The following is a 23673-nucleotide window of genomic DNA, read 5'->3' on the forward strand; positions in this document are numbered from 1 at the left end:
GTGCAGCGGTCGCCGGGAATATGCAGATTGGAGAGGACGTGAACCGGAGCATGGATGCTCCCGCTCACGATTGAGGGACTCGAGCGGCGCGGGGTTTTATCGCCGCGTAAGGCAGTTGATTGATGGACAGCTATCGAATGCTCAAGCTTGAATCGACGATACGCATCTCGCTCGACCCGGTCAAGGTGTTTTCTCGGACCAGGCAGCGGGTGAAATGCGATACGCGGACGAACAAGTGCACGCGTGAATGAAGCGAGGCCCGCGGGCCACGCACTATCCGCGTGTGTCGATCCAGTCCTTCGCCCAGCGATAGGCGTAAGCGACCGCCTCGACTTCTTTCGAGAAATAACCGAGGGAATAAAAAGTGTATTGAGATTCTGAAGAACGCTTGCTCGTACGGTCGACAGACACATTTGCCGAAAACGTACGATCCGGCAGGCGGTGGGCGGTCGCTTGTACCGCATAGCCTTGATAACTCTGAATAGATGCCATTAGGTTTTATATTTTTTGGCGCTGATACTTACGTTCAAACGCGATGAGTGGGAAAAGAGTGCGCGCAATCAGTCACCGACCAATGTCGGGACACGCGGCAGGGAGGGGGTGAGGAGAAAAGCGGAGAGACCTGAGGGAACGGGACCCGGAGAGCGGATCCCGTGATGCTGCGATTACAGCGGCTTGATGTTCGAAGCTTGCATGCCCTTCGGGCCGCGCTTCGTTTCGAAGCTTACCTTCTGACCTTCAGCCAAGGTTTTGAAACCGTCAGCGCGAATCTCGGAGAAGTGCGCGAACAGATCATCGCCGCCGTTATCAGGGGTAATGAAACCAAAACCCTTGGTGTCATTGAACCACTTGACGGTGCCGTTATCCATGAAAAATCCTTGAAATAAAAATTGGGGTGTTGAAGAGGTGAAGCATCAAGGAGAGAGTGGACAACGAATTCCGGTGCAACGGACGATTGATGAGCAGCAGTCGACTTCTTGAACTTCAATTTGAATAGTACCAAACCCCAATGAATTGGTCAACTATTAGTCGAATTAATTGCGGCGAGCGCGGCGGGACGGCCTCATCGGCATCCATCGGCAGTCATCGGCGACAACGCGCCGCTCGACGATCTGCGTCGCAGCCTTCATGGGACCGTCGCGCTTCGTCCGACAATACGGAGAATTAATGATTGACTGCCTCACGCCGCGAGGCCGATGCTTTCGGCAATACTTCGTCATGGAGCCCCTGGACTGATTACGCGCTGAACATATTTCCTTCCGCCATGCGCGACATTGCATGGTCTCGATAAACGGAGAAGAGAATGCGAAGGATACGAGGGCTGGTTCTCGCTATTTCATCAGGAGTATTGATTTCCGGATGCGGCGGCGACGCCGGGTCCGATGCTCCGGGTTCGAACGGAAAGAGTGCAACTGGGCAGCCGGCGGCGCAGGAAGGTGCCACGACCAAGGGTTATGCGCTGTCGACCGTCATCTGGGACCGCGTTCCCATTGGCGTCTGCTGGGACATGAGCAACGCCGATTTCGCACGGTACTCCGCAGAACGCGGCTGGAGCCGTCTCGCGGTTCAGGCAACCTGGGAGGAGCATTCGGGCGCCCGTTTCACGGGATGGCAGCAGTGCACGAACGATCCGAACTACTACGGCATACGGATTACTGTCGAGGACGAGCCGGGGAGCGCACCGCACACCCTTGGCCTGGGTGCGATGCTGGACAACGCGGCGGGCGGAATGGCGCTCGACTTCACCTTCAGGAACTGGAGCCAGAGTTGCCAGGGGCGTGAAGAGTACTGCATTCGACGGGTTGCCGCGCACGAGTTCGGTCATGCGCTGGGCTTTGCGCACGAGCAGAACCGCCCTGACACCCCTTCGACGTGCAACGAGCCCGCGCAAGGCACATCGGGCGACACGATGATCGGCGCATGGGATCTCGCATCGATCATGAACTACTGCAATCCGAACTGGAATGGCGACGGCGAGCTTAGCGCCACCGACATCGAAATGGCGCAGAAATACTACGGACCCCCGCGGCGCACCGAAACCGTGTACACGTTGACGCGCGCCCAGGCCCCGGCTCGGGTGACCGCGTACGATCTCGCTTCGCGCGTCGCCAAGGCTTCGATCGATCTTTCGCTGACGGGCGACTATAAACAGGTCGATCAGATGTTCGCCAGCCTGGACGGGACACGGCTGCACGTGCTTCTGGAGAGAAATCCGACGTCGATCGATCTCGCCACGATCGACACCGCAACCAACAGGGTTCTGCACGTCACGCCCATCGGTCCATTGCTGACGACCTCCACCGGATATAGCCTCGAGCCTGCGCCGGATGGGAAACAGGTTTATCTGTCGAGCAAGAACATCATCAACGTCATCGACACCGAGTCAGGCGCGCTACTCAGGAAGCTGGTGCTGCCTAAGGACTTCAGCCTCATCAAGGTAGTGACGGCGAAGAATGACGACGAACACCTCTACGCGCTGGCGAGCGCGCCGGGAGCGAGGCTGGAAGTTCTGCGCATCGAGACGGCCAGCGGGTACATCGTGGGCGGCTATCCGGCGGGTTCGGCGTCGAGCACGATGAGCGGCGAATTTACCGTGACCGACGATGCGAAAAAGGCTTATTTCGTGAGCTTTGCGTCCGTTCAGGCCGCGGGCAGCCTGACCGAAATGGATCTCGGGAGCGGCATTACGCGCGTGCTGACCGATCTGCCGGAAAAGAAACCGAGATTCCTCACGGCCATCAATAACCAGCAGATTCTTTTTGCTGACGACAACGACACGAGCCCGAGTCCGATCATCCTCTATGACGTGACGAGCAGAACCCGCACGACCTTGCTGAATTCACCGAGCATGGTGGCATACATGCAATACGATCCGATCAACAGGTCCATTCTCCTCGAGCGAAGCGGCGTTTGGTCGGTCAATCAGTTGAAGCAGCGGGCGGACGGCAAGTACCGGAGCACGGACCTCGGACTGCGGTCATTCACCAGCGGCGCAACGTACAACGGTCTCGCACCGTTCGTATTGGTGGCGCGCTGAACAACGCCATGGCGGGCGCCGTGGGCGACGGTCCATGCGCGCCCGCGCCGTCTCGCGGCCTTCGAAATCGCATGAAGAAAAATATTAAGCGATCCGAACGATGATATTCGTCAGATGTAATGCGGCGAGCTTCGACCCACTGATGAGCGGAAAGACGAAATTGAGAATACGCGCTTGACGATAGCCGAAAGTGCCGTATGATGGTCCTGTATATTGCAGTGCAGCAAAAACCATTTCGGTCATAACTACGGCGTCCCGTCGAATCTCATTTCAGGAGCATCAATGTTTCCTTCATTCCCTAATCAGACATTCGCATTCCCGGCAGCCAACGTGCAAGTTCTCGTGAATATCACCAAGCGCTATGTGAGCGGGCTTCAGCAGCTTGCCGAACTGAACGTTCAGACCGTGAAGACCGTTTTCGAAGAAAGCGCAGCGGTCGCCGGTGCGGGCCCGAAGGCGAAACCGGGCGACTTTCTGAACTGGCAAACTACGCTGCTTGCCGAGATGCCCGAAAAAGCGGCCGCATATTCAAGGCACTTTTTGCAGATCGTTCGTGCGACTCAGACGGATATCCTCAATGAAGCGAGTGGCCCGCTCAAGCAGTTCGGCTTTGAGTTGAAAGGGGTGACTGATTCTGTTTCGCAGAAGCCGCTCGCACTCCTTTCGGATATCGCCAGGACGTCGACCGATGTTGCGGATGCCGGCGCCGAGGCGATCAGCGAATCCGAAAAGGCACTCCGGCCTTCGAAAGCCGACTCGAAGCGCTAATGCATGTCATCAACCTGACGTGCTGCTAATGATGTTCAAAGCCCGCACCAAGCGGGTTTTTTATTCCGCCCGACCCCACGGGGAAAATCGATGAATCCCTTCCATCCCCTTGCGTGGGCGCACGACTCGTTCTGGTCGTTCTTCCCTCGCGAAATCGTCGGTCTCACGGCACAGTTATTCGACAACGCCGAGACCGCGATCGCGGCACCCGCAACTCCATTGCAGTCGGAGAGCGAAGCGCACACAGCGCATGCCAAAGATGACCCGCCGCGCAGCGACACGCCGGTCGCGCGAGTGAGCGCGACCGCCTCCCACGCCGAAACGCTCGTGCCCGAAGCGACCGCTCATCGTTGGTTGAGCAAACATTTCGAGCATGGCAACGAGACGTATCGATTCAAGGTCTACATTCCCGGTGCACACGATGGTCGTCCGTTACCGATGATCGTCATGCTGCACGGTGCGCAACAGGACTCGGACGACTTCGCGTCAGGGACCGGAATGAACATCGTTGCCGAAGAGAATGGCTTTATCGTCGTTTATCCGGAGCAGCCGGAGAGTTCGAATCCACTGAAATGCTGGAATTGGTTCCTGCCGGCGAATCAGACACGCGAATCGGGCGAAGCGGCGGCGATCGCGGCGCTCACGCGCGAGGTCGCGGACATGTTTAACGTCGATCGCGCGCGCATTTATGTTGCAGGCATGTCGGCCGGTGGCGCGCTGGCCGTCAATCTCGCCGTGACTCATCCTGAGCTGTACGCTGCCGCGGCGATTCATTCAGGGCTGGCATTCGGCGTCGCCGACGAGCAACTGGCGGCACTCTGCGCGATGAATGACGGCAAGGGAAAGGTGCGCCTTCCGCAAGCGTCGTCCGGGCGAGCCACGGCGCGCGCCGTGCCGCTGATCGTCTTTCACGGCGATGCCGACGACACCGTGCATCCGCGTAACAGCGAACAGATCGTGTCGATGAGTCGGCTATTGCATGGCATGTCTGACGACACGGTGACGTCATCCGTGGTCCACGTCGCCCAGGAGGAGGGCGGCCACGCTTATACCCGACACGAGTTTCATGATCGTGACGGTGTATTGATCGGCGAGCAGTGGATCGTGCACGGGCTGGGTCATGCATGGTCGGGAGGCCATCCCGATGGAACCCACACGGACATCCGCGGACCGCGGGCGAGCAGGGAAATCGCTCGATTCTTCGATCGACTCGCAGGAAACGGTAGCCTCTAGCCGCCGGCGTCCGGTTCAATGACGTCCGCATTGATTTTTCCTTCTCGCCGCCTAGACTTCGATTCCACACCATAAGCAGTCGACGAAAGCGCGAATTCGTCTGCGCATTTCCACAAGTGCTTCTGCCTGTCCGTGGGCGTGCCGAGAGGAGAGACGATGAAATGCATCGAATTATACACCGGCCACGACGGCCACTCGTCGTTCAGAACCGTCCACACATTCGAAGCAAGCCCCGTGATATTCAATGGCGTCGCCGTGTCGTTATCGGCGCCGCAGCCGTGCGAAAGCGTGCTCGTGCATGAGTTCGACGCAGACTATGTGCTCGGCTGGCACAACCCGCCATGCAGACAGTACGTCGTCGTCCTCGAGGGGGAACTCGAAATCACCGTGCAAGGCAGTGACGCCGCGCAACGTTTTGCAGCAGGCGCGATATTCGTTGCCGGTGACATGAACGGCACAGGCCATACGACGCGCGCCATCCGATCAGGCCGCGCATTGGTCGTCAACCTGCGGGGATGACACCAATGTTATCGAAGGATGCGCTGGCAGTCGTGACGGGCGGCGGCAGTGGCATAGGCCTCGCCGCCGCCGAACGATTCCTTGCCGAAGGCGCGCGCGTGGTCATCAGCGGACGTAACGCGGAAAAACTCGAACGTGCCGCGCACAAGCTCGGCAGGAACGCGCTGCCTGTTGTCGCCGACGCCGCGGTTCCCGACGACATGCGTCGGTTATACGAGACGGCAGTCGGCCACTTCCAATCGAATGTCGATATCGTCGTCGCCAATGCGGGTGTATCCCGTCAAACGCCGGTGCGCGACACGTCGCTGGCGCAGTTCTCCGAAGTGTTCGATACCAACGTCGGCGGGGTCTACGCCACCGTGCGCGAGGCACTGCCGTTTCTCGCGAGACCGGCGTCGATCATTCTCGTTGCGTCGCTTGCGGCCCATCAGGGCACGAAGAATTTTTCTGCGTACTGTGCGTCGAAGGCGGCGGTCGTTTCGCTTGCAAAGAGTTTCGCGGCGGAGTTCGTCGAGTCCGGCATACGCGTCAACAGCATTTCGCCGGGCGTGGCCAATACGCCTATATTCGATAGCCTCGGCATGTCGGAAGCGCAACTGCTGGAATGGTCTCGCGTAATTCCGATGAAGCGGCCCGCCGACCCCGCCGAAATCGCCGCAGCCATTCTCTTTCTTGCTTCCGATGCATCGCGCTACATGACAGGCGCCGACCTCGCAGTCGACGGCGGCATGTCAGGCATCAGTCCATTTTGATGGATGCTGTCAAGACGCCGCGCTAACCAGAAGCGCGCGCCTTTTTCCCGCACCCCGCGAAAACCCCTCTGCCGCCATGCGAAGCACGCTTCGCGGCTCGCCCCCGTTATCCCCGCATCAAGCGAAGCGGCATTCGCCGGCATTGCCAGCGCTCATCGTCTAACCCCTTGCGCGACAAGGCTTTGGCGCGTTTCTTCAAACTGGCACGACCTTCGCAAACAGAAGTGCGTGCGAGCTTCGAGTCTCGCCAAACAGCGCAAAAGGAGCGACAAAATGCACGATATCGGAAGTTCCCGGCCCACCGGATGGGGCCCCGGCTATAACGAGTTTGAGCAGGAATTGTCGGCCGAAGCGGCGGGCGAGACGGCTCAGGAATTCGAGGGCGAAGGCGAGTTCGAAACCGAGTTCGAAGTCGGCGAAAGCGAGTTCGAGAACGAATTCGAAGGCGAAGTCTCGGGCGAAATGCAGGAGATGGAACTCGCCGCCGAACTGCTCGCCGTCAGCAACGAACAGGAGATGGAACAGTTTCTCGGCGGGTTGATCAAGTCCGTCGGACGCGCGGCGACGAACTTCGCGAAGTCGTCCGCGGGCAAGGCGCTCGGCGGCATCCTGCGCTCCGCGGCGAAGTCCGCGTTGCCGATCGTCGGCAGTGCGCTCGGCAACTTCGTGGTGCCCGGAGCCGGCGGGCTGATCGGCGGCAAGCTCGCGAGCATGGCCGGCAGCGCGCTGGGTCTCGAACTGGAAGGGCTCAGCAACGAGGATCGTGAGTTCGAAGTCGCGCGCCGTCTCGTGCGCATCGGCCAGCATGCGACCCAGCATCTCGCGTCGATGCCCGCGCACGTGCCGCCCGCCCGTGCGGCGCGCATCGCGTTCCTGCGCGCCGCGCGTCAGGTTGCGCCGGGACTCGTGCCGGCAATGCGCGCGATCTCGCGCAACGGCATCGCGGCCGCGCGCCAGGCGCCTGTGGCGATCTTCGGTGCCCCCGCGCGCCGCTATCCCGGCCAGCGCTATGCGCCGGGCGCGTACTACGACGGCGCCGCAACCGCATCGGCCTACGAGGGCTCCGCGCCCGCCGCGAGCGCGCCTTGCCCGAACTGCGGCACGCATACGCAGGTCGCGATGCCTCACAGCGGGCAATGGCGTCGTTCGCGCAACGGGCGGGCCATCATCCTCTATCTGGGCCCGCGCCGTACGGCGTACTGAACCGCGAGGCTCGAGTGCGATGAACTCGTGTGAAGAAGCGCTGCGTCTGCTCGAACAAGAGGTGCTCGGCATCCGGGCACGGCTCGACGCGCAACTCCCGTATGCCCTGCAGATGCCGATGGTGCCCGCCGCGAACGTCAGCGACGAAGCGATGGGCGCCATCGAACGGCACATGCAGGCGGCCCGCCAGCAACTGCGCAAGCGCATCGCGCAATTTCTGCGGCAGTTGCGCACGCTCGCGGCCACGCCGGCGAACGTGGCCCGGGCGCAGCGCCGCCATGCGCTCCTGAAGCTGTATTTCCAGGCCGCGCTCACGCATTTCGAGATTTTCGCGGAGGTGCTCACGCAGCGCAGCCAGCACGGCACCGGCATCTGGCTCGCGGGCCTCGATGTCGCCGCGCAGGACGGCCTGCGACAGCCGGGCGTGCCGGTCGCGCCGCCGCCTGTCATCTGCTACGTCGAGCGCGGGCACGGCGGCGCGATACGGCGCGCGCGCACGCGGCTGCCGGGCGGCGGCAACAATCCGGTCGCGGTGATTCGCATGCCGCGCGAGCGGATGGTCGGCACGGGCATCGCGGCGTCGCTCTATCACGAAGTGGGGCATCAGGCGTCGGCGCTGCTCGATCTCGCCAACGCGTACAAGCGCGCCTCGCCGTCGCGTTTCGTGCGCGGGCCTTCGATCTGGCGTGCCTGGGATCGATGGATCGGGGAGATCGTCGCCGATCTGTGGGCGGTGTCGCGTGTGGGCATCGCGGCGAGCGTCGGGCTGATGAGCGTCGTGAGCCTGCCGCGCGCGTTCGTCATGCGCATCAATCTCGACGACCCGCATCCCGCGCCGTGGATACGCGTGAAGCTCTCCGTCGCGATGGGCCGCGCGCTCTATCCGCATCCGCAGTGGTCCGCGCTCGAAGCGGTGTGGGAGCGGCTTTATCCGCGGATGCAGATGAGCGCCACGCAGCGCAGTTCGTTCGATGCGCTGTCGCGTGCGATTCCACGCTTCGTCGCCGTGCTGCTGTCGCTGCGGCCGCATGCGTTGCGCGGCCGGACGATCGGCGCCGCGCTCAGTCTGCCGGACCGTCATCCCGAAGCGCTGCTCGCGCTCTGGCAACGCGTGAAGGCGCGGCCGCAGCAATTGCTCGCGGATACGCCGGCGCTGTCGTTCGCCGTGCTCGGGCAGGCGCGCTACAGCGGTCTACTGCCGGCGCAGACGGAGTTGAAAGTGATCGCCGAGCTGCTGCAACGCTGGGCGCTCGCGGGTTATCTGCCCTGGAGCGCGGGCAGCACGCAACTGAGCGTCGCGCTCAATCAGCGACGGCCGCCCGCAACCTCGCCTCACGCAAGTTCGCTGCACGCAAACCCATTCGCCGCATACGCATGATTTCATGAAGGAGCACAACGATGAGCACCATCTTATTTCCGGGCGTGCTGCAACTGAAGATCGATCGGGACGATCCCACCGATCCCGGCAACTACACCGTGCAGATATCCGTCGAAACGCTCGCCGCCACCGAGCGCAACGCGAAAGGCCTGCTGCTGCGACGCGCCGGCTTCACACCCGCTAAGCCGGCCGCCGTGAGCGCGGGCGGTTCGATCGACGGCGCGCTCACGCTCTACACGAATCCGGACAAGGCGAGCGAGCTGGACGCGGGCGACCTGATGCTGCAACTGGTCGATGCGCTCGGCGCGTTCGTCACGGCCGACACCGACCCGAACGTCATCACGAAGATGGCGGCGTTCCTGCTGCGGGGCGAGAACGTGAAGCTCACGGGCAAATTCACGGCGCCGCTCGATGCCGGGCCCGCGGCGGCGCCGGTGAATGCGCCGGTGAATGCGCCCATGAACGCGCCGGTCGATCCGAAGCGCATCGAACGCATCAAGGTGGGCGCGCGGCCCCTTGCGAACCCCGCGTCCATCGACCCGCTCGCCAACGAGCACCACGCCCTCGCGCCGCTCGCCGAGCACGCTGTGGCGCTGCCGGACCCGCCCGCATCCATCGAGGTCGACGACCAGGACAACGGCGGCGATCTCATCGGCGAACGCTCGGGCGTGGTCAACGACAACAGGATGTTCAGCAAGCTCACGCCGGTCACGATGCGCCGCGCGACGCTTCCGCTGACCGCCGACGTCGCGCTGTGGATCCTCATCAAGCGCAACGCCGACATGCTGTCGTGGGACAACTACACGCGCAATCTCGATCTGCTGTTCTTCACGGGAAAGAGTGTGGACGGCATTCCGCTCTACAACGAAGCCACGCGGCTGAGCCGCCGCCGCTTTCTGCCGTTCACCGATACGGAGGCGTATCGCGCGCTCAAGGTGGCGACCGAGGCGTTCGTCGTGACGTGGGGCGCGGTCGTGCAGAACGGCGACGACATCGTGATGCTCAAGGATCTGCTGATGGGCGACCAGCGCGCGGTGGCGCTCGCCAACGAGCGCCTCGGGCTCAATCTCAACACGACGGACGTGTCGATTCTCGCGGACATGTACTTCAAGGAGAAAGGCCAGCTCGACGATTCGCCGTCCGTGCCTTATCTGGAGCGCATCGTCAGTCAGTTGCAGGGCACGGGGGCGGGCGAGATCGCCGTCGAAATGACGAAGGAGATTCGCGGCGAGCGGAGCGATCAGTGCGGCGGCAAATGCCTCTGGCTCACGCAATGGAACAACAACTACTCCGCGAAGCTGTTGCACCCGCCGCTCGTCGAACTGATCTGGAGCTACTGGATGGAAGAGCTCCAGCTCGTGCAGACGATGAACGCGGTGTCGCGGCGCTTCCAGAACATCTCGAGCGGCCCGCGCGATCCGCTCGGCCAGCTCGAGCTCGATTCGCTTCGGCCCCTGAACAATCTCATCTGGGGCTGGGTGCAGGACGAGCAGCATCGTCTGCCGATCGAGCGGCGCGCGGCGGAATACGCGCATCAATACGGCCTGCAACTGTTCGGGCGCGCCGTTCCGAAGATGCGTACCGCCGATAACCGCAGCAAGTTCCTCGAAGCGTTCCACACGCTGCTGAACCTGTGCGTGCCGTTCTTCCGTCAGGCCGACGACACCACGGTCGTGCCCGACGGATTCCCGATCCTGAACGCGCTGCGCGAAGTGCATCTGATCCTGTCGGAAGGCGCGCACAACCAGTTCCTCGATCTGCCGACGACCTCGCGCATCGAAATGATGATGCAGCAATGGCTGCTCGCGCGGCCCGAATTCCGCGAGTATCTGCCGCGCCGCGCGATGGTCGCGTATCCGGAGCCGTGGATGCATTCCGTCGAAAGCATGCGCAAGCTGCAAGGCTGGGGCGACACCAACTCCTTCCAGTTCTGGCAACTCGCGACGATGGGCGAGCAGATCGTCTCGTCGATCCGCTGGGGCGACTGGAACTCGATCAACGATCCAGCCAATGCCGCGAACTGGGCCACGTTCTTCCGGCCGGAGATCCAGGCGTACATCCACTCTTACCGGGCGGTGACGGGTGTGGACGTGAGTGCGGAACCGGTCGATGTGCAGGTGCCGGGCATTCATCTGCTCAGGCGTCTGCGCGAGCGGCGCGGCAGTCTCGCGGCGTAAAGAGAAGAGGGGCGCGCGATGATCGACTTCGCTTCCGCGCTGTATCTCGGCATGCGGCATCCGGCGGGCGCGCTCGGCGCGTGGGACGCGCTCACGACCGGGCTGCCCGCCGCGCTGGCGGCCGCGCCGCTCGCCCGCCGCGTCGCCGCCGATGCCGCGTCGCTGCAGGGCACGGAAGCGGGCATGGTCGGCGCATCGACGCTGCATCTGGCGATCGATGCGTTCGACCGGCTCGGCCGCACGCATGCGCTGATCGCCGACGACGCGCTGTATCCGGTGATGCGCTGGGCGCTCGAGCGGATGATGGGCCGGGGCGTGCCGGTAACGTGGTTCAGGCACGGCGACGCCGCCGATCTCGCGCATAAGCTCGCGCGGCGCGCGGCGGCTCGCCCGCCCGCCGTCGTCACCGATGCGACCGTCGGCAATGGCGTGCCCGCGCCCATCGAACGATACGTGAACGCGGTACGGCGCGAAGCGGGGCTCGTGCTCGTCGATCACAGTCAGGTGCTCGGGCTGACCGGCGAGCGCGCATCGTCGCGCAGTCCGTGGGGGCAGGGCGGCGGCGGCGCCTTGCGGCATGCCGCGTTGACAGCGCCGTCGACGCAGCCGGTGCTGCTGCTCGCGTCGTGGGCGAAGGCCTTCGGCGCGCCGCTCGCGACGCTGTGCGGGCCGGCGGCGCTGATCAACGATATTGCCCGCGATGGCCCCGCGCAATCGCATTGCAGTCCCGCGAGCGCCGTGGCGCTGCTCGCCGCGCTCGACGCGCTCGCGATCAACCGCCGCGCGGGCGCACGGTTGCGGCTGCGGCTGTTGCATCGGTTGCATCGTCTGCATGACGGGCTGCGCGCGCTCGCGCGGTTCGCCGTGCCCGATCTGCATGTGTCGGGCCGATGGCATCCGCTGCAACGGCTCGAACTCGCGAGCGACGAACGCGCGCTCGCGCTGCATGCGGGCTTGATCGCGCGCGGCATGCGCACCGCGCTGCTGCGTCAGCGCGGCGGCGGCTACGCGCTGATCGTGATCGCGCGGGCCGATCATCGCGTCGCGGACATCGACGCGCTGCTCGACGCGATCGCGTCGCTCGCGCCGCGCCTTCCCGCTGCGAGGGGTGTCGCGCGGCGCATTACAGCATCTACGGAGATCGAGCATGTTTAAGACCGCGGACGGACACACACTGGAGCTCGCGCCGTGGCGCATGCGCCGGCTCATGCGGCTCGTCGCGCAGGCGCGGCGCACGCCGCCAGGCATGAGCTCGCGCACGCTCGGGCAGGACATGCAGATCCTGCTGCGGCGCGCACGGCGCGTGAGCGCCGACCCTCATCGCGGGATCGTGCGTTTCGAAAGCTCGGGCGCGTGCTGTCGCGCGTGCTTTCTCGCGCGGCAGAAGCGCGATGCGATGGAGATCGTCGCGCTTGCGGTCGCGCCGGGCGCGCATGTGCACGAGCAGGAAGCCGGAGGTTTCGGGATCGACTTCGAATCGATGCCGAAGTCGGCGAACATCACGCTCGCATGGACGCCTTACGACAGTCTCGAAAGCGCCGCGAAGAACGTGCGCGGAAAAGGCGTCTATATCCTGACGCGCGGCGGCAAGCCTCGCTATGTGGGCAAGTCGCTCGATCTCGCCGGGCGCATGCGCATGCATCGCCTGTATGCGACGCAGCACGGCGCCGGCCTCGGCGTGTGGGTGGCCAATACGCGCTCGCCGGAACAGGCGGCGGCGGTCGAGCACGCGCTCGTGAGGACGCTGGGCCGCGGCCTGACGAACTCGAAGCTGCATGGCGACATGCGAATCGGCAAGCGCGGGCTCGATATCAACGGTCTGCTGCCGACAGTGTTCGGAACCTACGAAAAGGCCCCGGGAAACCGGGCATTCCGCAAGCCGGGTGGAATTTTCGAGCTCGCGCCATGATCATCGACTTCCATGTACACGCGGGCCAGGGCGACGGCATGACCGGTCCGTGGGACACGACCGCGCCGCTCGCCGCTTACGCGCGCCGCGCGACACGCGCGGGCATCGCGCGTTCGGTGCTGCTGCCGGTGTTTCAGTCCGACTACGCGCGCGGCAACCGCGATGTCGCGGCGATCGTGCGCGCGGACCCGCAGCGCTGGATCGGCTTTGCGATGGTGCATGCCGAGCGCGACCGCGAGCGCATTCATCGCATGATCGAGGAAGCCGTGCTGATGCTGGGCCTGCGCGGGATCAAGGTGCATCGGCACGACGCGCGCATTCATCGGCAGGTCTGCGATGCCGCGCAACGCTGGAATCTGCCCGTTCTCTACGATCCCGGCGGCGAAACGGGCGGGCTGGAGCTGCTTGCGCAAACGCATCCGAATGTCGCGTTCGTGTTCGCGCATCTCGGCAGCTTCGCCGATGACTGGGCCGCGCAGCGGCGCGTCATCGATCTCATCGTTCGATATCCGAATCTGTATGCCGATACGTCCGGCGTGCGGCGCTTCGATCTGCTCGAAGAAGCGTTTCATCGCGCGGGGCCGCGCAAGCTGCTCTTCGGCACCGACGGCCCGTGGCTGCATCCGGGGCTCGAACTCGCGAAGATCCGCGCACTCGAGCCGTCGCGCGAAGCGTTCGACGCCATCGCGGGCGGCAATGCGATGCGCCTCCTCGCGCGCTCGCGCGTCATGGCGGCGCCGCGCGCGGCCGCTCACTGACCTGCTTCGGACGGCCGCATCTGACGACGCAACTGCAGCGCGCGCGGCGTGACGCGCAAGAGTTCCGCCGCGCGGCTCGTCGATCCGGCGCGACGCTCGGCCAGTTCCACGGCAAGCGTCTCCGCAATCTGCCCGATGTTCTTCAGCCCGAGTCCGGCGTCGAGCGCGCCTTCGATTGCGAGCGCGAGCGCCTGTTCCCATCCGCTCACGCTGACGGAGGGCGCGCCGGGCGTGAAGGCGTCGCCCAGACAGCCGGTGCTCAGCACCCGAAAGCCGCGCTGCCTGTCCGCGAGGCGCAGCACGACGTTGCGCAGCTCGCGCACGTTGCCCTGATAGTCCGCCGCAACGAGACGCTGCATTACTTCGGGCATGACCTGCGGCGCGGCATCGCCGTGTTCGGCGAGAAAGTGTGCGACGAGCAGCGGGATATCGTCGCGCCGCTCGGCGAGACTCGGCGCGCGCACGGTCCATCGCGCGATGCGGAAGTACAGGTCGTTGCGAAAGCGCCCGGCGAGCACTTCGCCTTCGAGGTCCCGATTGGTCGCACAGGTGAGACGGAAGTCCGACTTGCGCCACACGTCTTCACCGATGCGCTTGTACGTGCGTTCCTGAATCACGCGCAGCAGACGCGCTTGCAAACGCGGCTCCAGTTCGCCGATTTCGTCGAGAAAGAGCGTGCCGCCGTCGGCCATTGCGACGGCGCCATCGCGCGCGCAGACGGCGTGCGTGAATGCGCCTTTCGCGTGACCGAAAAGCTCGCTGCCCGACAGTTCCGGGCTGAGCGTCGTGCAATCGACGACGACGAACGGCCCGCGCCTTCGCACCGGATCGAGATCGTGCACGAGGCGGGCGAGCAGCTCCTTGCCGCAGCCGCTTTCGCCGAGCAACAGGCAAGCGCCGTCGCCGAAGCGGCCGATTTCCGCCACCGTGCGCAGCGTGTTGCGCCAGATCGTCGACGTGCCGACTGCGCGCTCGCGCAGCCATTCCGAATCGAGGATCGACTCCATCTCCGCGAGACGCGCGACGCGTCGCGCGATTTCATCGAGCAGCAGGTCGTCATCGCGGGCAAGCACCATGTCGCACAGCGACGCGGGCCACCATGCCTCGGGCTGGCAGTCGGCGCGCGTGGCCGGCGTGCATCCGACGATGAAGCCCTCCGGCAACGGATGGCGCCGCAGCCAGCGCGCGGCCGCATCGGCGACCCGGTTGCCCTGCGCGATCACGACGACCACGTATGGGCCCTCGCCCGTCGAACCCATTTCGACTTCGTCAGGGACGCCGCGCTCGCGCAACGCTGCATCGAGCGCGCGCGGATCGTCGTGATGCAGAACGATGCGCATCGCGTTCACATCGGCAAGTGGTCTTGCGGGCTCAGCGAGGCTCGGGTTCTGTCAACGCGCGAACGCGTGCCGTGTGCGTGCCCCGCGCGATGCGCTTGTCGGGAAATGTCCGCGTGTTTCGCATGTGAACCTCGCATTCGGCCGGCTGTCATGCGCCATGCATGCGCCCGCGATCGGGCAGCAAGGCAAGGACGCGCCGTGCCTGAACACGGCGCGCGTGCCTCTGCCCACATTGATCAATGCCCGAAGGATGGTTCCCGCTTTGAGTGTGCGGTCGCGTTGTGATGCCGACGCGTGTGTATCGGAGCCGGTCGAGCAGCTTTCGTGTATGCGTATCGTAGGAAACGTTTGCGCTGTCCTGTTGAACGAAAGCGCTTTACGTGAGGGTTAGCGCACAATCGTCCGCTAATACGCCGAGGGGCGCGAAACCGAATGAATTCGTTATCCGTATCAATGACCGCTAAGTGCGTGATCCTGGCGGATAACGTCTTCAAACGCGGGCTGCGCGGGTTTTCAGTACTTGCTTCGTGAAACGGCGCGGCCCGGTCTTTCGTGCCCGCATCGGCGGCCGACTCGAATGTGGACCCAACGATTGGTCCCGTCTGGCACTAACTTTCCGGATTTTTCGCTGTGGATACTCGGTCACCGGTTCGCTGCACGCGCAACGAGCCTGCACCGGAAAAGGGAATGCCGCGCGCAAGGCGTTTCCCATCCTCCACTTCTCCAGGAAAGCTCATGAAAACGATCCGCGTCTCCGGCTTGAAATGGTTGCCCCGCAAGCTGCTTCGAACGTTCGCGCCGGCGCGCGCGCTGGCCTCGCTTGCGATCGCCGCGTGTGCATGGGGCGTCGCACAGGCAGCCCATGCCGAAGACAAGGAAGTGACGATCGCGTACCAGCAGATCGTCGATCCGTGGGTCGTCGGCATCGCCGATGGCTCGATCGCCAAAGCGACGGGCTACAAGATCAACTGGCGTCAGTTCGAATCGGGCGCGAAGGTCGCGACCGCGATGGCGTCAGGCGACGTCAAGATCGGCGTGATCGGCTCCAGTCCGCTCGCCGCCGCCGTGAGTCAGGGCGTGGATGCGCAGCTCTTCTGGATTCTCGACAACATCAACGAGGCCGAGGCGATGGTCGTGCGCAACGGCTCGGGCGTCGAGAAGCCGGCCGATCTGAAGGGCAAGACCATCGGCGTGCCGTTCGTCTCGACGACGCACTATCACACGATGTTTGCGCTGCAGCACTGGGGCATCGATCCGTCCTCCGTGAAGATTCTCAACATGCAGCCGAATCAGATCGCGGCGGCATGGGAGCGCGGCGACATCGATGCCGCTTATGTGTGGGACCCGGCGCTCTCGCAACTGAAGAAGAACGGCAAGGTGCTCATCACATCGGGCGACCTGTCGAGGCTCGGCAAGCCGACCTTCGATGGCATCGCCGTCGATCGCGCATGGGGCGAGGCGCACAAGGACTTCATGGCGAAGTTCGTCAAGGCTATTTCCGATCTCGATCAGCAATATCGCAGCGATCCGTCCAGGTGGAGCGCGCAGTCGCAGCAGGCCGCGGCGATCGCGAAGACGATCGGCGGGACGCCGGCCGACGTGCCGGGATCGCTCGCGCTGTACGGCTATCCGTCGGCGCAGGAGCAGGCGTCGAAGCAGTGGCTGGGCGGCGGTGCAGCGAGCCGCGCGGCCTTCGCGCTGAAGGACACGGCGGACTTCCTCAAGCAGCAGAAGCGCGTCAACGCGGTGCTGCCGGACTATTCGAAGTACGTGACGGCCGAATACGTCGAGGCGGCTGAAAAGCTGAAGTGAGTCCGACTGCGGGCACGCGCCGCGCGCCCTTGCCATATCCGCGTCCGGGAGGACATATGAGCTGCATGCAGGTGAAGAACGTCAGTGTGGTGTTTCCCGGACGACGCCCGGGCGAGCGCGTGCATGCGCTCGATGGCATCGATCTCACGATCGGTGATGGCGAATTCGTCGTCGCGCTCGGTGCGTCGGGTTGCGGCAAGACGACGCTGCTCTCGCTGATGGCGGGCTTCATCGCGCCGTCGTCCGGCGAGATGTTGCTCGGCGGCAGGGCGGTCGAAGGGCCGGGCGCCGATCGCGGCGTCGTGTTTCAGAAACATGCGTTGCTGCCGTGGCTCAACGTGCTCGACAACGCGACTTTCGGACTGAAGTTGCAGGGCGTGCCGAAGGCGCAGCGTGAGGAGATCGCGAAGCGCAACCTCGCGCTGGTCGGCCTTCAGGACTTCCACAAGCACATGATCTATCAGTTGTCGGGCGGAATGCAGCAGCGTGTGGGCATCGCCCGTGCGCTGACCTGCGATCCCGCGATGCTGCTGATGGACGAGCCGATGGCCGCGCTCGACGCCCTCACGCGCGAGACCATTCAGGAACTGCTGCTCGATGTCTGGCAGCGCACGCAGAAGATGCTGTTCTTCATCACGCACAGCGTGGAGGAGGCGCTTTTTCTGGCGAGCCGCCTGATCGTGATGTCGCCGCGTCCGGGCCGCATCACGCATAGCTACGATCTCGATTTCAACCGCCGCTTCCTCGCCACGCGCGATGCGCGCGCGATCAAGTCGAGTCCCGATTTCATCGAGATGCGTGAGCGCGTGCTCGGCATCATCTACGGCGACGAACGCGCAGCGCATCAGGCTGCCGAGGAGATTCAGCATGGATAAGCGCGTATCGATGACGGTGCCCGCTGCCGCGATCGAACGGGAGATCGGCGCATCGCGGCGACCGCCCGGCAGACCCGCGCGACGGTCGAAGAAGAAGCCGGTGAAACCGGGCGACACCTTCGGCGTGCCGGGCTACGGCAGCAGCCTTGCGATGAGCATCGTCACGGTCGCCGTGCTGCTGGCCGGCTGGTTTCTGATCACCGGCATGCATTGGGTCAAGCCGCTGTTCCTGCCGTCGCCGCAAGCGGTGTTTGCGAAGTTCGTCTCGGTGGCGAGCGAAGGTTTCGCCAACTCGACGCTCACCGAACATATCGCGGCGAGCCTGTTGCGCGTATTCGGTGCGTTCGCGCTCGCCTGCGCCACGGCGATTCCGGTCGGCGTGATGATGGGCGTCTCGCGGCATGCGCGCGGCGTGTTCGATCCGCCTATCGAGTTCTATCGGCCGCTGCCGCCGCTCGCATATCTGCCGCTCATCATCATCTGGTTCGGCATCGGCGAGTTCTCGAAGGTCTTTCTGATCTATCTCGCGATCTTCGCGCCGCTCGCCATTGCCGCGCGCGCGGGCGTGCGCTCGGTCTCGATCGAGCAGATTCACGCGGCCTATTCGATGGGCGCGACGCGCACGCAGGTCGTCATCCACGTGATTCTCAAATCGGCGCTGCCGGAGATCTTTACGGGAATGCGCATTGGCATCGGCGTGGGCTGGACGACGCTCGTCGCCGCGGAAATGGTCGCATCGACGCGCGGCCTCGGCTTCATGGTGCTGAACGCGGCGGAGTTTCTGGCGAGCGATGTCGTGATCATGGGGATCATCGTCATCGGCTTCTTCGCGCTGTGCTTCGATCTGCTGATGCGGTATCTGGAGAAGGCGATGGTGCCGTGGAAAGGGCGGGTGTGAGTGCTGTACCGGCGAATGCGGGCGCTGCTTCGCTACGCCCGCAAGCGCCTGCATGTTCGCGCATTGCGCCTGGCCGTTTCGTACAGTGGCTAATGGCCGTCGCGGTGCGCTGCGACAGCTTAAGCATCGACTGTGCCGCCGGATCATCGACCTCGTCGTGTCGTCGAGGCCCGACGAAGGTTACTGATTGGTCGGCTCTCCCGGGTCCTCGACGCCTTTCTCGATGTTGTCTTTCTGATCACCATAATCCTTTCGATTCGCGCCATTGGTGATCTCGACATCGCCCTTTACCTTGCGGTCTTCATTGCCGGTGACGGTTCCGATTACCGTGTCTGTCCACCCTTTGATCTGTTCCTCGATACCTTCCTTTTGATCGCGGTTCATCGTGTGCTCCGTGGTTCGTATGTGAATCGGCGGTGTGTCCTGCGATGTCCGAAGCGCTCGTCGTGAGCCTAGGCTTCATTGTCGGACTTGCCTGGTCTGCCGCTGCGGCTCGCGGGTTCGAGATCCGGATCGACGTGATCGTGTTCGGGTGCGTACGGACCCTCGTCGGGATGTTCCTTGCCCTTCGGCACGAGGCTCGGGTCGATGTTGCCGTGCTCTCGCTGCTCGATGGTGCCGTCGCGTTTCTCTTTTACATCGCCTTCGCCGAGCGTTTTGCGGCGTTCGTCCGCGCGCTCGACGGGATCGGATGGTTCGTTTTGCATCGTCTGCTCCTTTGCGTCGGATGGGATTGCGTCGTACTTCCAAGCAACGGATATGCCCACGTCCCCGGCGTGTTGCAGCGCGGAAGCGGGTTTGTCAGGCGCAGGCAGTCAGGGGGCACACGTCATGCTGAATCAAGGCAATCCTCAACGAAACGCGGGTATGCCATGCGAATCAAACTGAAATCGCTCGACGAGCAGGTCATCGTCATTACAGGCGCGACAAGCGGGATAGGGCTCGTCACCGCGCGCCTTGCCGCTACACGCGGCGCTCGCCTGATGCTCGTCTCGCGTGATGAGACAGCGCTCACGGAACTCGTTCGAGAGTTGTCGCGGGACGCTCACGACCGCGTCGCGCATGCCGTGGCGGACGTCGGCGACCGGACGCAACTGCAGGCGGCCGCGGATGCCGCGATCCAGCGCTTCGGCGGATTCGACACCTGGATCAACAATGCGGGCGTGTCGATTTACGGACGTTGCGCCGACGTGCCGCTTGACGAGCAACGCAAGCTCTTCGACACCAACTTCTGGGGTGTCGTGAACGGATCGCTGATCGCCGTGCAACATCTGCGTGAGAAAGGCGGGGCGCTCATCAATCTGGGCAGTGAATTGTCGGATGTCGCCGTTCCGCTGCAGGGCGCATATGTGGCCTCGAAGCATGCGGTGAAAGGCTATACCGATGCGCTGCGCATCGAACTCGCCAATGAAGGCGCGCCCGTATCGGTGACGCTCGTCAAGCCCGCTGGCGTCGACACGCTGTTCGTCGAGCACGCCAGGAATCATCTCGACCGGCAGCCCAAACTGCCTCAGCCCGTCTATGCGCCCGATGTCGTCGCGCGAGCGATTCTGCATGCGGCCGTGCATCCGACACGCGACATATATGCAGGCGGCGCATCGCGCGGCATGGCGTGGTTCGGGCGCTCGGCGCCGCGCGTCTACGACGCCATACTGAGCAAGCTCGGCGTGAAGGCACAACTTACCGACGAGCCACGTCGCGACGGCGACGCGCTCGATCGCGGCGGCGCGGATCTGCGCGAACGTTCGGGACGTCATGGCAGGGTGCGCGAACGCAGCTTCTACACCGATGCCTACACGCTCGCCGCAGGCCCGCGCGCGGCGCTCATCGGGATCGCGGGCGTCATGTTGGTCGCGGCAGCGGGGCGCTACCTGCGCGAGGCCAAAGGGCATCGCATATCGGCGTTCTGAAGCGGCGTCGGGAAGGCTGATTCGGCAGCGTCACGGCGCAAAGCCGGTCGAGAGATAGGGAGGCATGGCATGCAAACGCACATCCGGGAATTACTCATCCGCGCGATAGGCTCCGGCTCCGCTGCCGGACTGGCGTCGGCAGCGGTCGCGTCCGCCGGCGCGATGCACAAGGGGCACGGGCCGTACGCGGCGATGAACGCCGTCACGCATTGTTTGTGGCGCGACGCATCATGGCGAAGGAGGCCGAGCGCGAAGTACACGGGCCTCGGCGCGGCGATTCATATGGGCAGCGCGGTCTTCTGGGGCGTGCTGTTTGAAGCGCTGTGCGAGCGCGGATACCGGCGATCCGGGGGGGCGAGCATCGCGAACGCAGCCGCAACGACTGCGGTCGTGGCCTACGTCGTCGATTATCACGTCGTGCCCAAGCGTCTCACGCCAGGTTTCGAGAGCCACCTGTCGAAGGGCTCGCTGGGGCTGACTTATGTCGCGCTCGGTGCGGGCTTCGCGCTCGCGGCGTTGCTGCGGCAGCGGGCATAGCCTCCCCCTCGACGGATGAGACCGCTGTTCCGGTGGCGCGTTGGGCGTCCATGCCGCATGGTCGTTTGTGCGTCGCTTGTGGCGGGTTTTCGTTGATGCCTCTTGGCGCGCTGGAGATCTGTCCGTTGATCAGCAATCGCTAGACGTGGCCCAGTGTCTAGGCGCTACTGGCTGGCGCCCGAGGGCGTGTCGCTGGCGGCCGTAGCAGGGAAGCTCGCCGCAGCCGGACCGGATGCACCCGACGCTGGCGCAGCCGCCGCGGTGTCGCTGGCCGCGTTGCCCGTGGTGACGGTCGTGCGGTTGCGGTTGCAGCCCGCCGTGAGACAACTGCACGCCGTCAATGCGATGATCAGCGATATTTTGATGCGGTTGGAAGCCTTCATGGTGCGCTCCTGGTCAGACGGCGGGTGAGAAGCGATGAGCCCTCATTTGAAGGCAGAGAAGCATCATGCGTACCCGGCGCGGCTCATGCGAAGGAATCGACGGCAGGTTTCACGCATGGTCGTGGTCGGCATCGAGCGGGATCACGGGTGCATCGCCGCGGAAGGACGACGCAAACAGCGAAACCCGATCCGAGTGGGCCGTACTGGATTCGAACCAGTGACCAACGGATTAAAAGTCCGCTGCTCTACCATCTGAGCTAACGGCCCGGACGCACTCGACATCGGTCGTCATCCCGCCACTTCGCGCGTTCCGCTCATCCAATATCAATAGTCCGACTCGCGGATCGTGCCGGCTCCGTTTTCGGCACGGTCAGCGTCAGCACACCGTTATCGAATTTGGCCAGAGCGTGGTCAGGGTCGGCGTCTTCCGGCATCGGGATCGTGCGCATAAAGCGTCCATAGGCTCGTTCGAGCCGATAGCAGCCGTCCTCCTCGCTGCGAACGTCCTGCCGTTTCTCACCGCGCAGTACGATCGCTCCGTCCTCGACGCTCACAGTGACGTCATCGCGTTCCATCCCTGGCAGTTCAGCGGTGACGCGCAGCACTTTCCCTTCGTCGACCACGTCGATGCGCGGCTGGAAGCGCGACGAACTGAAGTCGCCAAACCATCGCTCGAACGCGCCACGACCTGCGAACGGGTCATGAAGGAACTCCTCCACTGCCCGCCACGGCTCGCGGGAGAACAGCCGCGGAAGGTCAGGCCACGAGGCACGCCACTGTTCGTTTTCCGGCGGGCTTTCCGGGCTCTGCGCCTCGGACTTGTGCACCGCCCCGCGAAGAAACTTGAATGGATTCCACTTTTTTGGATCGGTGTTCATCGTTTCCTCCTTCAGGATGCACGGCAAGCGAGCCGAATCGGAGGGTGGCGGCTGACGCGCCGCCACCGATGATCCCCTTGCCGCTACCCCCTGCTTTCGCCTTCAGTCCGTCCGTACCTCGATCCGGCGCGGACGAGCTTCATCCCGTCGCGGGATCGTCAGCTTCAGCACGCCGTCCTTCAGGCTTGCATCGATTTTCGATGCATCCAGGTCGCCGCCAAGAGAGAACGCCCGCGCAAAGTGAGGCTGGCGAACCTCGGCGTGTTGCAGGCGCAGACCCGCGGGCGTGGATACCGCCGCCTCGGCCTCGATGAACAGGTTGCCATCGTGGACCTTCACGTCGAGCCGGTCTTTTGTAACGCCGGGCAGATCGGCCCACAGGGTTACGCCCTGGCTATCCTCGAAGATGTCCACGGGCGGCGTCAGCGTGATCCGGCGTGGCGACGAGTCGTCTTCGCGCCGGGTCATCGCCGTTTCGTCTTTCCGGGTAAGTTCGGTCGTGTCGTTCATGATGTCAGTCCTCAATCCTGCGACAAGTTTCATTGAACAGTGATGGCCCGCGGCTTCGACATCTCTCGCTTGCCGATGCTCACAATCAGACAGCCATTGATGTACTGTGCCGCGACCTTGTCGGGGTCCGCATGGTCCGGCAGTTCAATGACGCGCCGAAAGGCACCGGCGAACCGTTCCTGCGCATACGTTCGCGTGTCGTCGCCGGCTGCTTCCGGTCGCGCAGTCCCGCGCTCGCCGCTGATGTTCAGCAGCCCTTTGTCGATGGATACATCGAAGCTTTTCGGATCGACACCCGGCGCGAACGCGACGATCTCGATGGAATCGTCGGTCGAACCGATGTTGACCTGCGGAAAGGCGCCGGAGCGCCCCGAACGGATGCTGGAAGGGAAACCGCCGAAGGCGTTCGCCATCTGGCGTTGCAGACGGTCGAACTCACTGAAAAGGTCGGTCCCGAAGAAGAGATCGCTCATGGTCATTTCCTCCTTTCAAGCAGCAGGAAACGAACTGGCTTACGCGCTCCAGTCCGTCTGCCGTGCTGCAGGCAAACAAATCGAAACACGCAGCGCGCCGGACTGCCGGCGCGACTGTCCGAGCGAAATTCAAGATAGTTTCGGGAGCGGAAATTTCAAGGGGGCAAGGCGATTTTTTGCACAAAATCAACTGCCGTTCAAAGCCGCTTGGCAACTCTTATATAAGACATAAGACATAAGACGTTTGACGTTGTCCGCGACCTTAAATTAGAATGGCGATGAACGCGGTGCCCGGAACAGCCTCGGTGTGTCTGGAAAGCCTT

General features: G+C 63.8%; 25 protein-coding genes and 1 tRNA gene. 17 read left to right on the plus strand and 9 right to left on the minus strand.

Annotated elements, in window-relative coordinates; translation table 11 throughout:
- Positions 1 to 665 precede the first annotated feature (665 nt).
- A complete protein-coding gene (locus tag NCR38_RS31790) occupies positions 666 to 869 on the minus strand; it encodes a cold-shock protein (RefSeq protein ID WP_061118402.1) in 204 nt (67 codons plus the stop codon).
- Between the two features lie 638 nt (positions 870 to 1507).
- Here NCR38_RS31790 and NCR38_RS31795 point away from each other — a divergent pair.
- The 11 genes from NCR38_RS31795 to NCR38_RS31845 all read left to right on the plus strand — a co-directional run bounded on the left by NCR38_RS31795 (position 1508) and on the right by NCR38_RS31845 (position 13734).
- On the plus strand, positions 1508 to 3037 hold the full coding sequence (locus NCR38_RS31795) for an ATPase (protein ID WP_250478299.1): 1530 nt from the start codon (positions 1508 to 1510) through the stop codon (positions 3035 to 3037).
- A gap of 213 nt (positions 3038 to 3250) precedes the next feature.
- Positions 3251 to 3805: a phasin family protein gene (locus tag NCR38_RS31800; protein ID WP_250478300.1), complete on the plus strand. Its 555-nt coding sequence runs from the start codon at positions 3251 to 3253 to the stop codon at positions 3803 to 3805.
- A gap of 90 nt (positions 3806 to 3895) precedes the next feature.
- Positions 3896 to 5038: a PHB depolymerase family esterase gene (locus tag NCR38_RS31805; RefSeq protein WP_250478301.1), complete on the plus strand. Its 1143-nt coding sequence runs from the start codon at positions 3896 to 3898 to the stop codon at positions 5036 to 5038.
- Positions 5039 to 5194: 156 nt separating this feature from the next.
- Positions 5195 to 5557 carry a hypothetical protein gene (locus NCR38_RS31810; protein ID WP_250478302.1) on the plus strand — a complete coding sequence of 121 codons (363 nt, stop codon included), beginning with the start codon at positions 5195 to 5197 and terminating at the stop codon, positions 5555 to 5557.
- A gap of 5 nt (positions 5558 to 5562) precedes the next feature.
- Complete coding sequence (locus NCR38_RS31815; protein WP_061118407.1) at positions 5563 to 6309, plus strand: SDR family NAD(P)-dependent oxidoreductase; 747 nt, start codon at positions 5563 to 5565, stop codon at positions 6307 to 6309.
- A gap of 273 nt (positions 6310 to 6582) precedes the next feature.
- Entirely contained in the window at positions 6583 to 7512 is a 930-nt protein-coding gene (locus NCR38_RS31820; RefSeq protein ID WP_061118408.1) for a hypothetical protein, read from the plus strand.
- 19 nt (positions 7513 to 7531) lie between these two features.
- Positions 7532 to 8890 carry a hypothetical protein gene (locus NCR38_RS31825; RefSeq protein ID WP_061118409.1) on the plus strand — a complete coding sequence of 453 codons (1359 nt, stop codon included), beginning with the start codon at positions 7532 to 7534 and terminating at the stop codon, positions 8888 to 8890.
- A 20-nt stretch (positions 8891 to 8910) separates the two neighbouring features.
- Positions 8911 to 11067, plus strand: a complete 2157-nt coding sequence (locus NCR38_RS31830) for an 8-amino-7-oxononanoate synthase (RefSeq protein ID WP_250478303.1) — start codon at positions 8911 to 8913, stop codon at positions 11065 to 11067.
- A gap of 18 nt (positions 11068 to 11085) precedes the next feature.
- Positions 11086 to 12222, plus strand: coding sequence for an aminotransferase class I/II-fold pyridoxal phosphate-dependent enzyme (locus NCR38_RS31835; RefSeq protein WP_250478304.1), 1137 nt, complete (start codon positions 11086 to 11088; stop codon positions 12220 to 12222).
- Positions 12215 to 12976, plus strand: coding sequence for a hypothetical protein (locus tag NCR38_RS31840; protein ID WP_250478305.1), 762 nt, complete (start codon positions 12215 to 12217; stop codon positions 12974 to 12976). Before NCR38_RS31835 ends, NCR38_RS31840 begins: the two co-directional genes overlap by 8 nt.
- Positions 12973 to 13734 carry an amidohydrolase family protein gene (locus NCR38_RS31845; RefSeq protein WP_061118412.1) on the plus strand — a complete coding sequence of 254 codons (762 nt, stop codon included), beginning with the start codon at positions 12973 to 12975 and terminating at the stop codon, positions 13732 to 13734. Before NCR38_RS31840 ends, NCR38_RS31845 begins: the two co-directional genes overlap by 4 nt.
- On the opposite strand, the gene NCR38_RS31850 is transcribed toward NCR38_RS31845, so the two are convergent.
- Positions 13728 to 15074, minus strand: a complete 1347-nt coding sequence (locus NCR38_RS31850) for a sigma 54-interacting transcriptional regulator (RefSeq protein ID WP_250478306.1) — start codon at positions 15072 to 15074, stop codon at positions 13728 to 13730. The genes NCR38_RS31845 and NCR38_RS31850 overlap by 7 nt on opposite strands.
- A 735-nt stretch (positions 15075 to 15809) precedes the next feature.
- Between NCR38_RS31850 and tauA the strand changes: the two genes are divergently transcribed.
- From tauA to NCR38_RS31865, 3 genes are read left to right on the plus strand one after another with little or no spacing between them, the layout of a single operon-like run.
- Positions 15810 to 16886: a taurine ABC transporter substrate-binding protein gene (gene tauA, locus NCR38_RS31855; RefSeq protein ID WP_250478307.1), complete on the plus strand. Its 1077-nt coding sequence runs from the start codon at positions 15810 to 15812 to the stop codon at positions 16884 to 16886.
- A 56-nt stretch (positions 16887 to 16942) separates the two neighbouring features.
- Entirely contained in the window at positions 16943 to 17761 is an 819-nt protein-coding gene (locus tag NCR38_RS31860; protein WP_250478308.1) for a taurine ABC transporter ATP-binding protein, read from the plus strand.
- Positions 17754 to 18659 carry an ABC transporter permease subunit gene (locus NCR38_RS31865; protein WP_409241450.1) on the plus strand — a complete coding sequence of 302 codons (906 nt, stop codon included), beginning with the start codon at positions 17754 to 17756 and terminating at the stop codon, positions 18657 to 18659. Before NCR38_RS31860 ends, NCR38_RS31865 begins: the two co-directional genes overlap by 8 nt.
- 180 nt (positions 18660 to 18839) lie before the next feature.
- Here the strand turns inward: NCR38_RS31865 and NCR38_RS31870 are convergent, their stop codons facing one another.
- Both NCR38_RS31870 and NCR38_RS31875 read right to left on the minus strand, forming a co-directional pair.
- The gene (locus NCR38_RS31870) at positions 18840 to 19043 is read right to left on the minus strand and encodes a CsbD family protein (protein WP_250478309.1); all 204 of its coding nucleotides are present in this window, start codon (positions 19041 to 19043) and stop codon (positions 18840 to 18842) included.
- A 68-nt stretch (positions 19044 to 19111) separates the two neighbouring features.
- A complete protein-coding gene (locus tag NCR38_RS31875) occupies positions 19112 to 19366 on the minus strand; it encodes a hypothetical protein (RefSeq protein ID WP_061118415.1) in 255 nt (84 codons plus the stop codon).
- Positions 19367 to 19531: 165 nt separating this feature from the next.
- Here NCR38_RS31875 and NCR38_RS31880 point away from each other — a divergent pair, with 165 nt between their 5' ends.
- Together NCR38_RS31880 and NCR38_RS31885 are read left to right on the plus strand one after the other, a co-directional pair.
- Entirely contained in the window at positions 19532 to 20569 is a 1038-nt protein-coding gene (locus NCR38_RS31880; RefSeq protein ID WP_250478310.1) for an SDR family oxidoreductase, read from the plus strand.
- 69 nt (positions 20570 to 20638) lie between these two features.
- Positions 20639 to 21106, plus strand: a complete 468-nt coding sequence (locus tag NCR38_RS31885; protein ID WP_250478311.1) for a hypothetical protein — start codon at positions 20639 to 20641, stop codon at positions 21104 to 21106.
- Positions 21107 to 21270: 164 nt separating this feature from the next.
- Here NCR38_RS31885 and NCR38_RS31890 read toward each other — a convergent pair whose 3' ends face one another.
- The 5 genes from NCR38_RS31890 to NCR38_RS31910 all read right to left on the minus strand — a co-directional run bounded on the left by NCR38_RS31890 (position 21271) and on the right by NCR38_RS31910 (position 23350).
- Positions 21271 to 21489 (minus strand): hypothetical protein, encoded by a 219-nt coding sequence (locus tag NCR38_RS31890; protein WP_250478312.1) that lies wholly within the window; start codon positions 21487 to 21489, stop codon positions 21271 to 21273.
- 194 nt (positions 21490 to 21683) lie between these two features.
- Positions 21684 to 21756 (minus strand) — tRNA-Lys (locus NCR38_RS31895).
- A 47-nt stretch (positions 21757 to 21803) separates the two neighbouring features.
- A complete protein-coding gene (locus tag NCR38_RS31900) occupies positions 21804 to 22367 on the minus strand; it encodes an Hsp20/alpha crystallin family protein (RefSeq protein ID WP_250478313.1) in 564 nt (187 codons plus the stop codon).
- Between the two features lie 102 nt (positions 22368 to 22469).
- Positions 22470 to 22877: an Hsp20/alpha crystallin family protein gene (locus NCR38_RS31905; protein WP_250478314.1), complete on the minus strand. Its 408-nt coding sequence runs from the start codon at positions 22875 to 22877 to the stop codon at positions 22470 to 22472.
- A gap of 29 nt (positions 22878 to 22906) precedes the next feature.
- Positions 22907 to 23350: an Hsp20/alpha crystallin family protein gene (locus NCR38_RS31910; RefSeq protein ID WP_250478315.1), complete on the minus strand. Its 444-nt coding sequence runs from the start codon at positions 23348 to 23350 to the stop codon at positions 22907 to 22909.
- Between NCR38_RS31910 and NCR38_RS31915 the strand changes: the two genes are divergently transcribed.
- Entirely contained in the window at positions 23349 to 23582 is a 234-nt protein-coding gene (locus tag NCR38_RS31915) for a hypothetical protein (RefSeq protein ID WP_250478316.1), read from the plus strand. The two genes, NCR38_RS31910 and NCR38_RS31915, sit on opposite strands and share 2 nt — an antisense overlap.
- Positions 23583 to 23673 lie beyond the last annotated feature (91 nt).

The organism is Caballeronia sp. INML1 (assembly GCF_023631085.1).
GTDB classification, from domain to species: Bacteria; Pseudomonadota; Gammaproteobacteria; order Burkholderiales; family Burkholderiaceae; genus Caballeronia; species Caballeronia turbans.

Excerpts from the sequence above, each read along its gene's own strand:
- NCR38_RS31790 (WP_061118402.1), bottom strand. The coding sequence starts at position 869 with ATGGATAACGGCACCGTCAAGTGGTTCAATGACACCAAGGGTTTTGGT.
- NCR38_RS31795 (WP_250478299.1), top strand. The coding sequence starts at position 1,508 with ATGAGCAACGCCGATTTCGCACGGTACTCCGCAGAACGCGGCTGGAGC.
- NCR38_RS31805 (WP_250478301.1), top strand. The coding sequence starts at position 3,896 with ATGAATCCCTTCCATCCCCTTGCGTGGGCGCACGACTCGTTCTGGTCG.
- NCR38_RS31810 (WP_250478302.1), top strand. The coding sequence starts at position 5,195 with ATGAAATGCATCGAATTATACACCGGCCACGACGGCCACTCGTCGTTC.
- NCR38_RS31815 (WP_061118407.1), top strand. The coding sequence starts at position 5,563 with ATGTTATCGAAGGATGCGCTGGCAGTCGTGACGGGCGGCGGCAGTGGC.
- NCR38_RS31820 (WP_061118408.1), top strand. The coding sequence starts at position 6,583 with ATGCACGATATCGGAAGTTCCCGGCCCACCGGATGGGGCCCCGGCTAT.
- NCR38_RS31825 (WP_061118409.1), top strand. The coding sequence starts at position 7,532 with ATGAACTCGTGTGAAGAAGCGCTGCGTCTGCTCGAACAAGAGGTGCTC.
- NCR38_RS31830 (WP_250478303.1), top strand. The coding sequence starts at position 8,911 with ATGAGCACCATCTTATTTCCGGGCGTGCTGCAACTGAAGATCGATCGG.
- NCR38_RS31835 (WP_250478304.1), top strand. The coding sequence starts at position 11,086 with ATGATCGACTTCGCTTCCGCGCTGTATCTCGGCATGCGGCATCCGGCG.
- NCR38_RS31840 (WP_250478305.1), top strand. The coding sequence starts at position 12,215 with ATGTTTAAGACCGCGGACGGACACACACTGGAGCTCGCGCCGTGGCGC.
- NCR38_RS31845 (WP_061118412.1), top strand. The coding sequence starts at position 12,973 with ATGATCATCGACTTCCATGTACACGCGGGCCAGGGCGACGGCATGACC.
- NCR38_RS31850 (WP_250478306.1), bottom strand. The coding sequence starts at position 15,074 with ATGCGCATCGTTCTGCATCACGACGATCCGCGCGCGCTCGATGCAGCG.
- tauA (WP_250478307.1), top strand. The coding sequence starts at position 15,810 with ATGAAAACGATCCGCGTCTCCGGCTTGAAATGGTTGCCCCGCAAGCTG.
- NCR38_RS31860 (WP_250478308.1), top strand. The coding sequence starts at position 16,943 with ATGAGCTGCATGCAGGTGAAGAACGTCAGTGTGGTGTTTCCCGGACGA.
- NCR38_RS31865 (WP_409241450.1), top strand. The coding sequence starts at position 17,754 with ATGGATAAGCGCGTATCGATGACGGTGCCCGCTGCCGCGATCGAACGG.
- NCR38_RS31870 (WP_250478309.1), bottom strand. The coding sequence starts at position 19,043 with ATGAACCGCGATCAAAAGGAAGGTATCGAGGAACAGATCAAAGGGTGG.
- NCR38_RS31875 (WP_061118415.1), bottom strand. The coding sequence starts at position 19,366 with ATGCAAAACGAACCATCCGATCCCGTCGAGCGCGCGGACGAACGCCGC.
- NCR38_RS31880 (WP_250478310.1), top strand. The coding sequence starts at position 19,532 with ATGCGAATCAAACTGAAATCGCTCGACGAGCAGGTCATCGTCATTACA.
- NCR38_RS31885 (WP_250478311.1), top strand. The coding sequence starts at position 20,639 with ATGCAAACGCACATCCGGGAATTACTCATCCGCGCGATAGGCTCCGGC.
- NCR38_RS31890 (WP_250478312.1), bottom strand. The coding sequence starts at position 21,489 with ATGAAGGCTTCCAACCGCATCAAAATATCGCTGATCATCGCATTGACG.
- NCR38_RS31900 (WP_250478313.1), bottom strand. The coding sequence starts at position 22,367 with ATGAACACCGATCCAAAAAAGTGGAATCCATTCAAGTTTCTTCGCGGG.
- NCR38_RS31905 (WP_250478314.1), bottom strand. The coding sequence starts at position 22,877 with ATGAACGACACGACCGAACTTACCCGGAAAGACGAAACGGCGATGACC.
- NCR38_RS31915 (WP_250478316.1), top strand. The coding sequence starts at position 23,349 with ATGGTCATTTCCTCCTTTCAAGCAGCAGGAAACGAACTGGCTTACGCG.
- NCR38_RS31910 (WP_250478315.1), bottom strand. The coding sequence starts at position 23,350 with ATGAGCGATCTCTTCTTCGGGACCGACCTTTTCAGTGAGTTCGACCGT.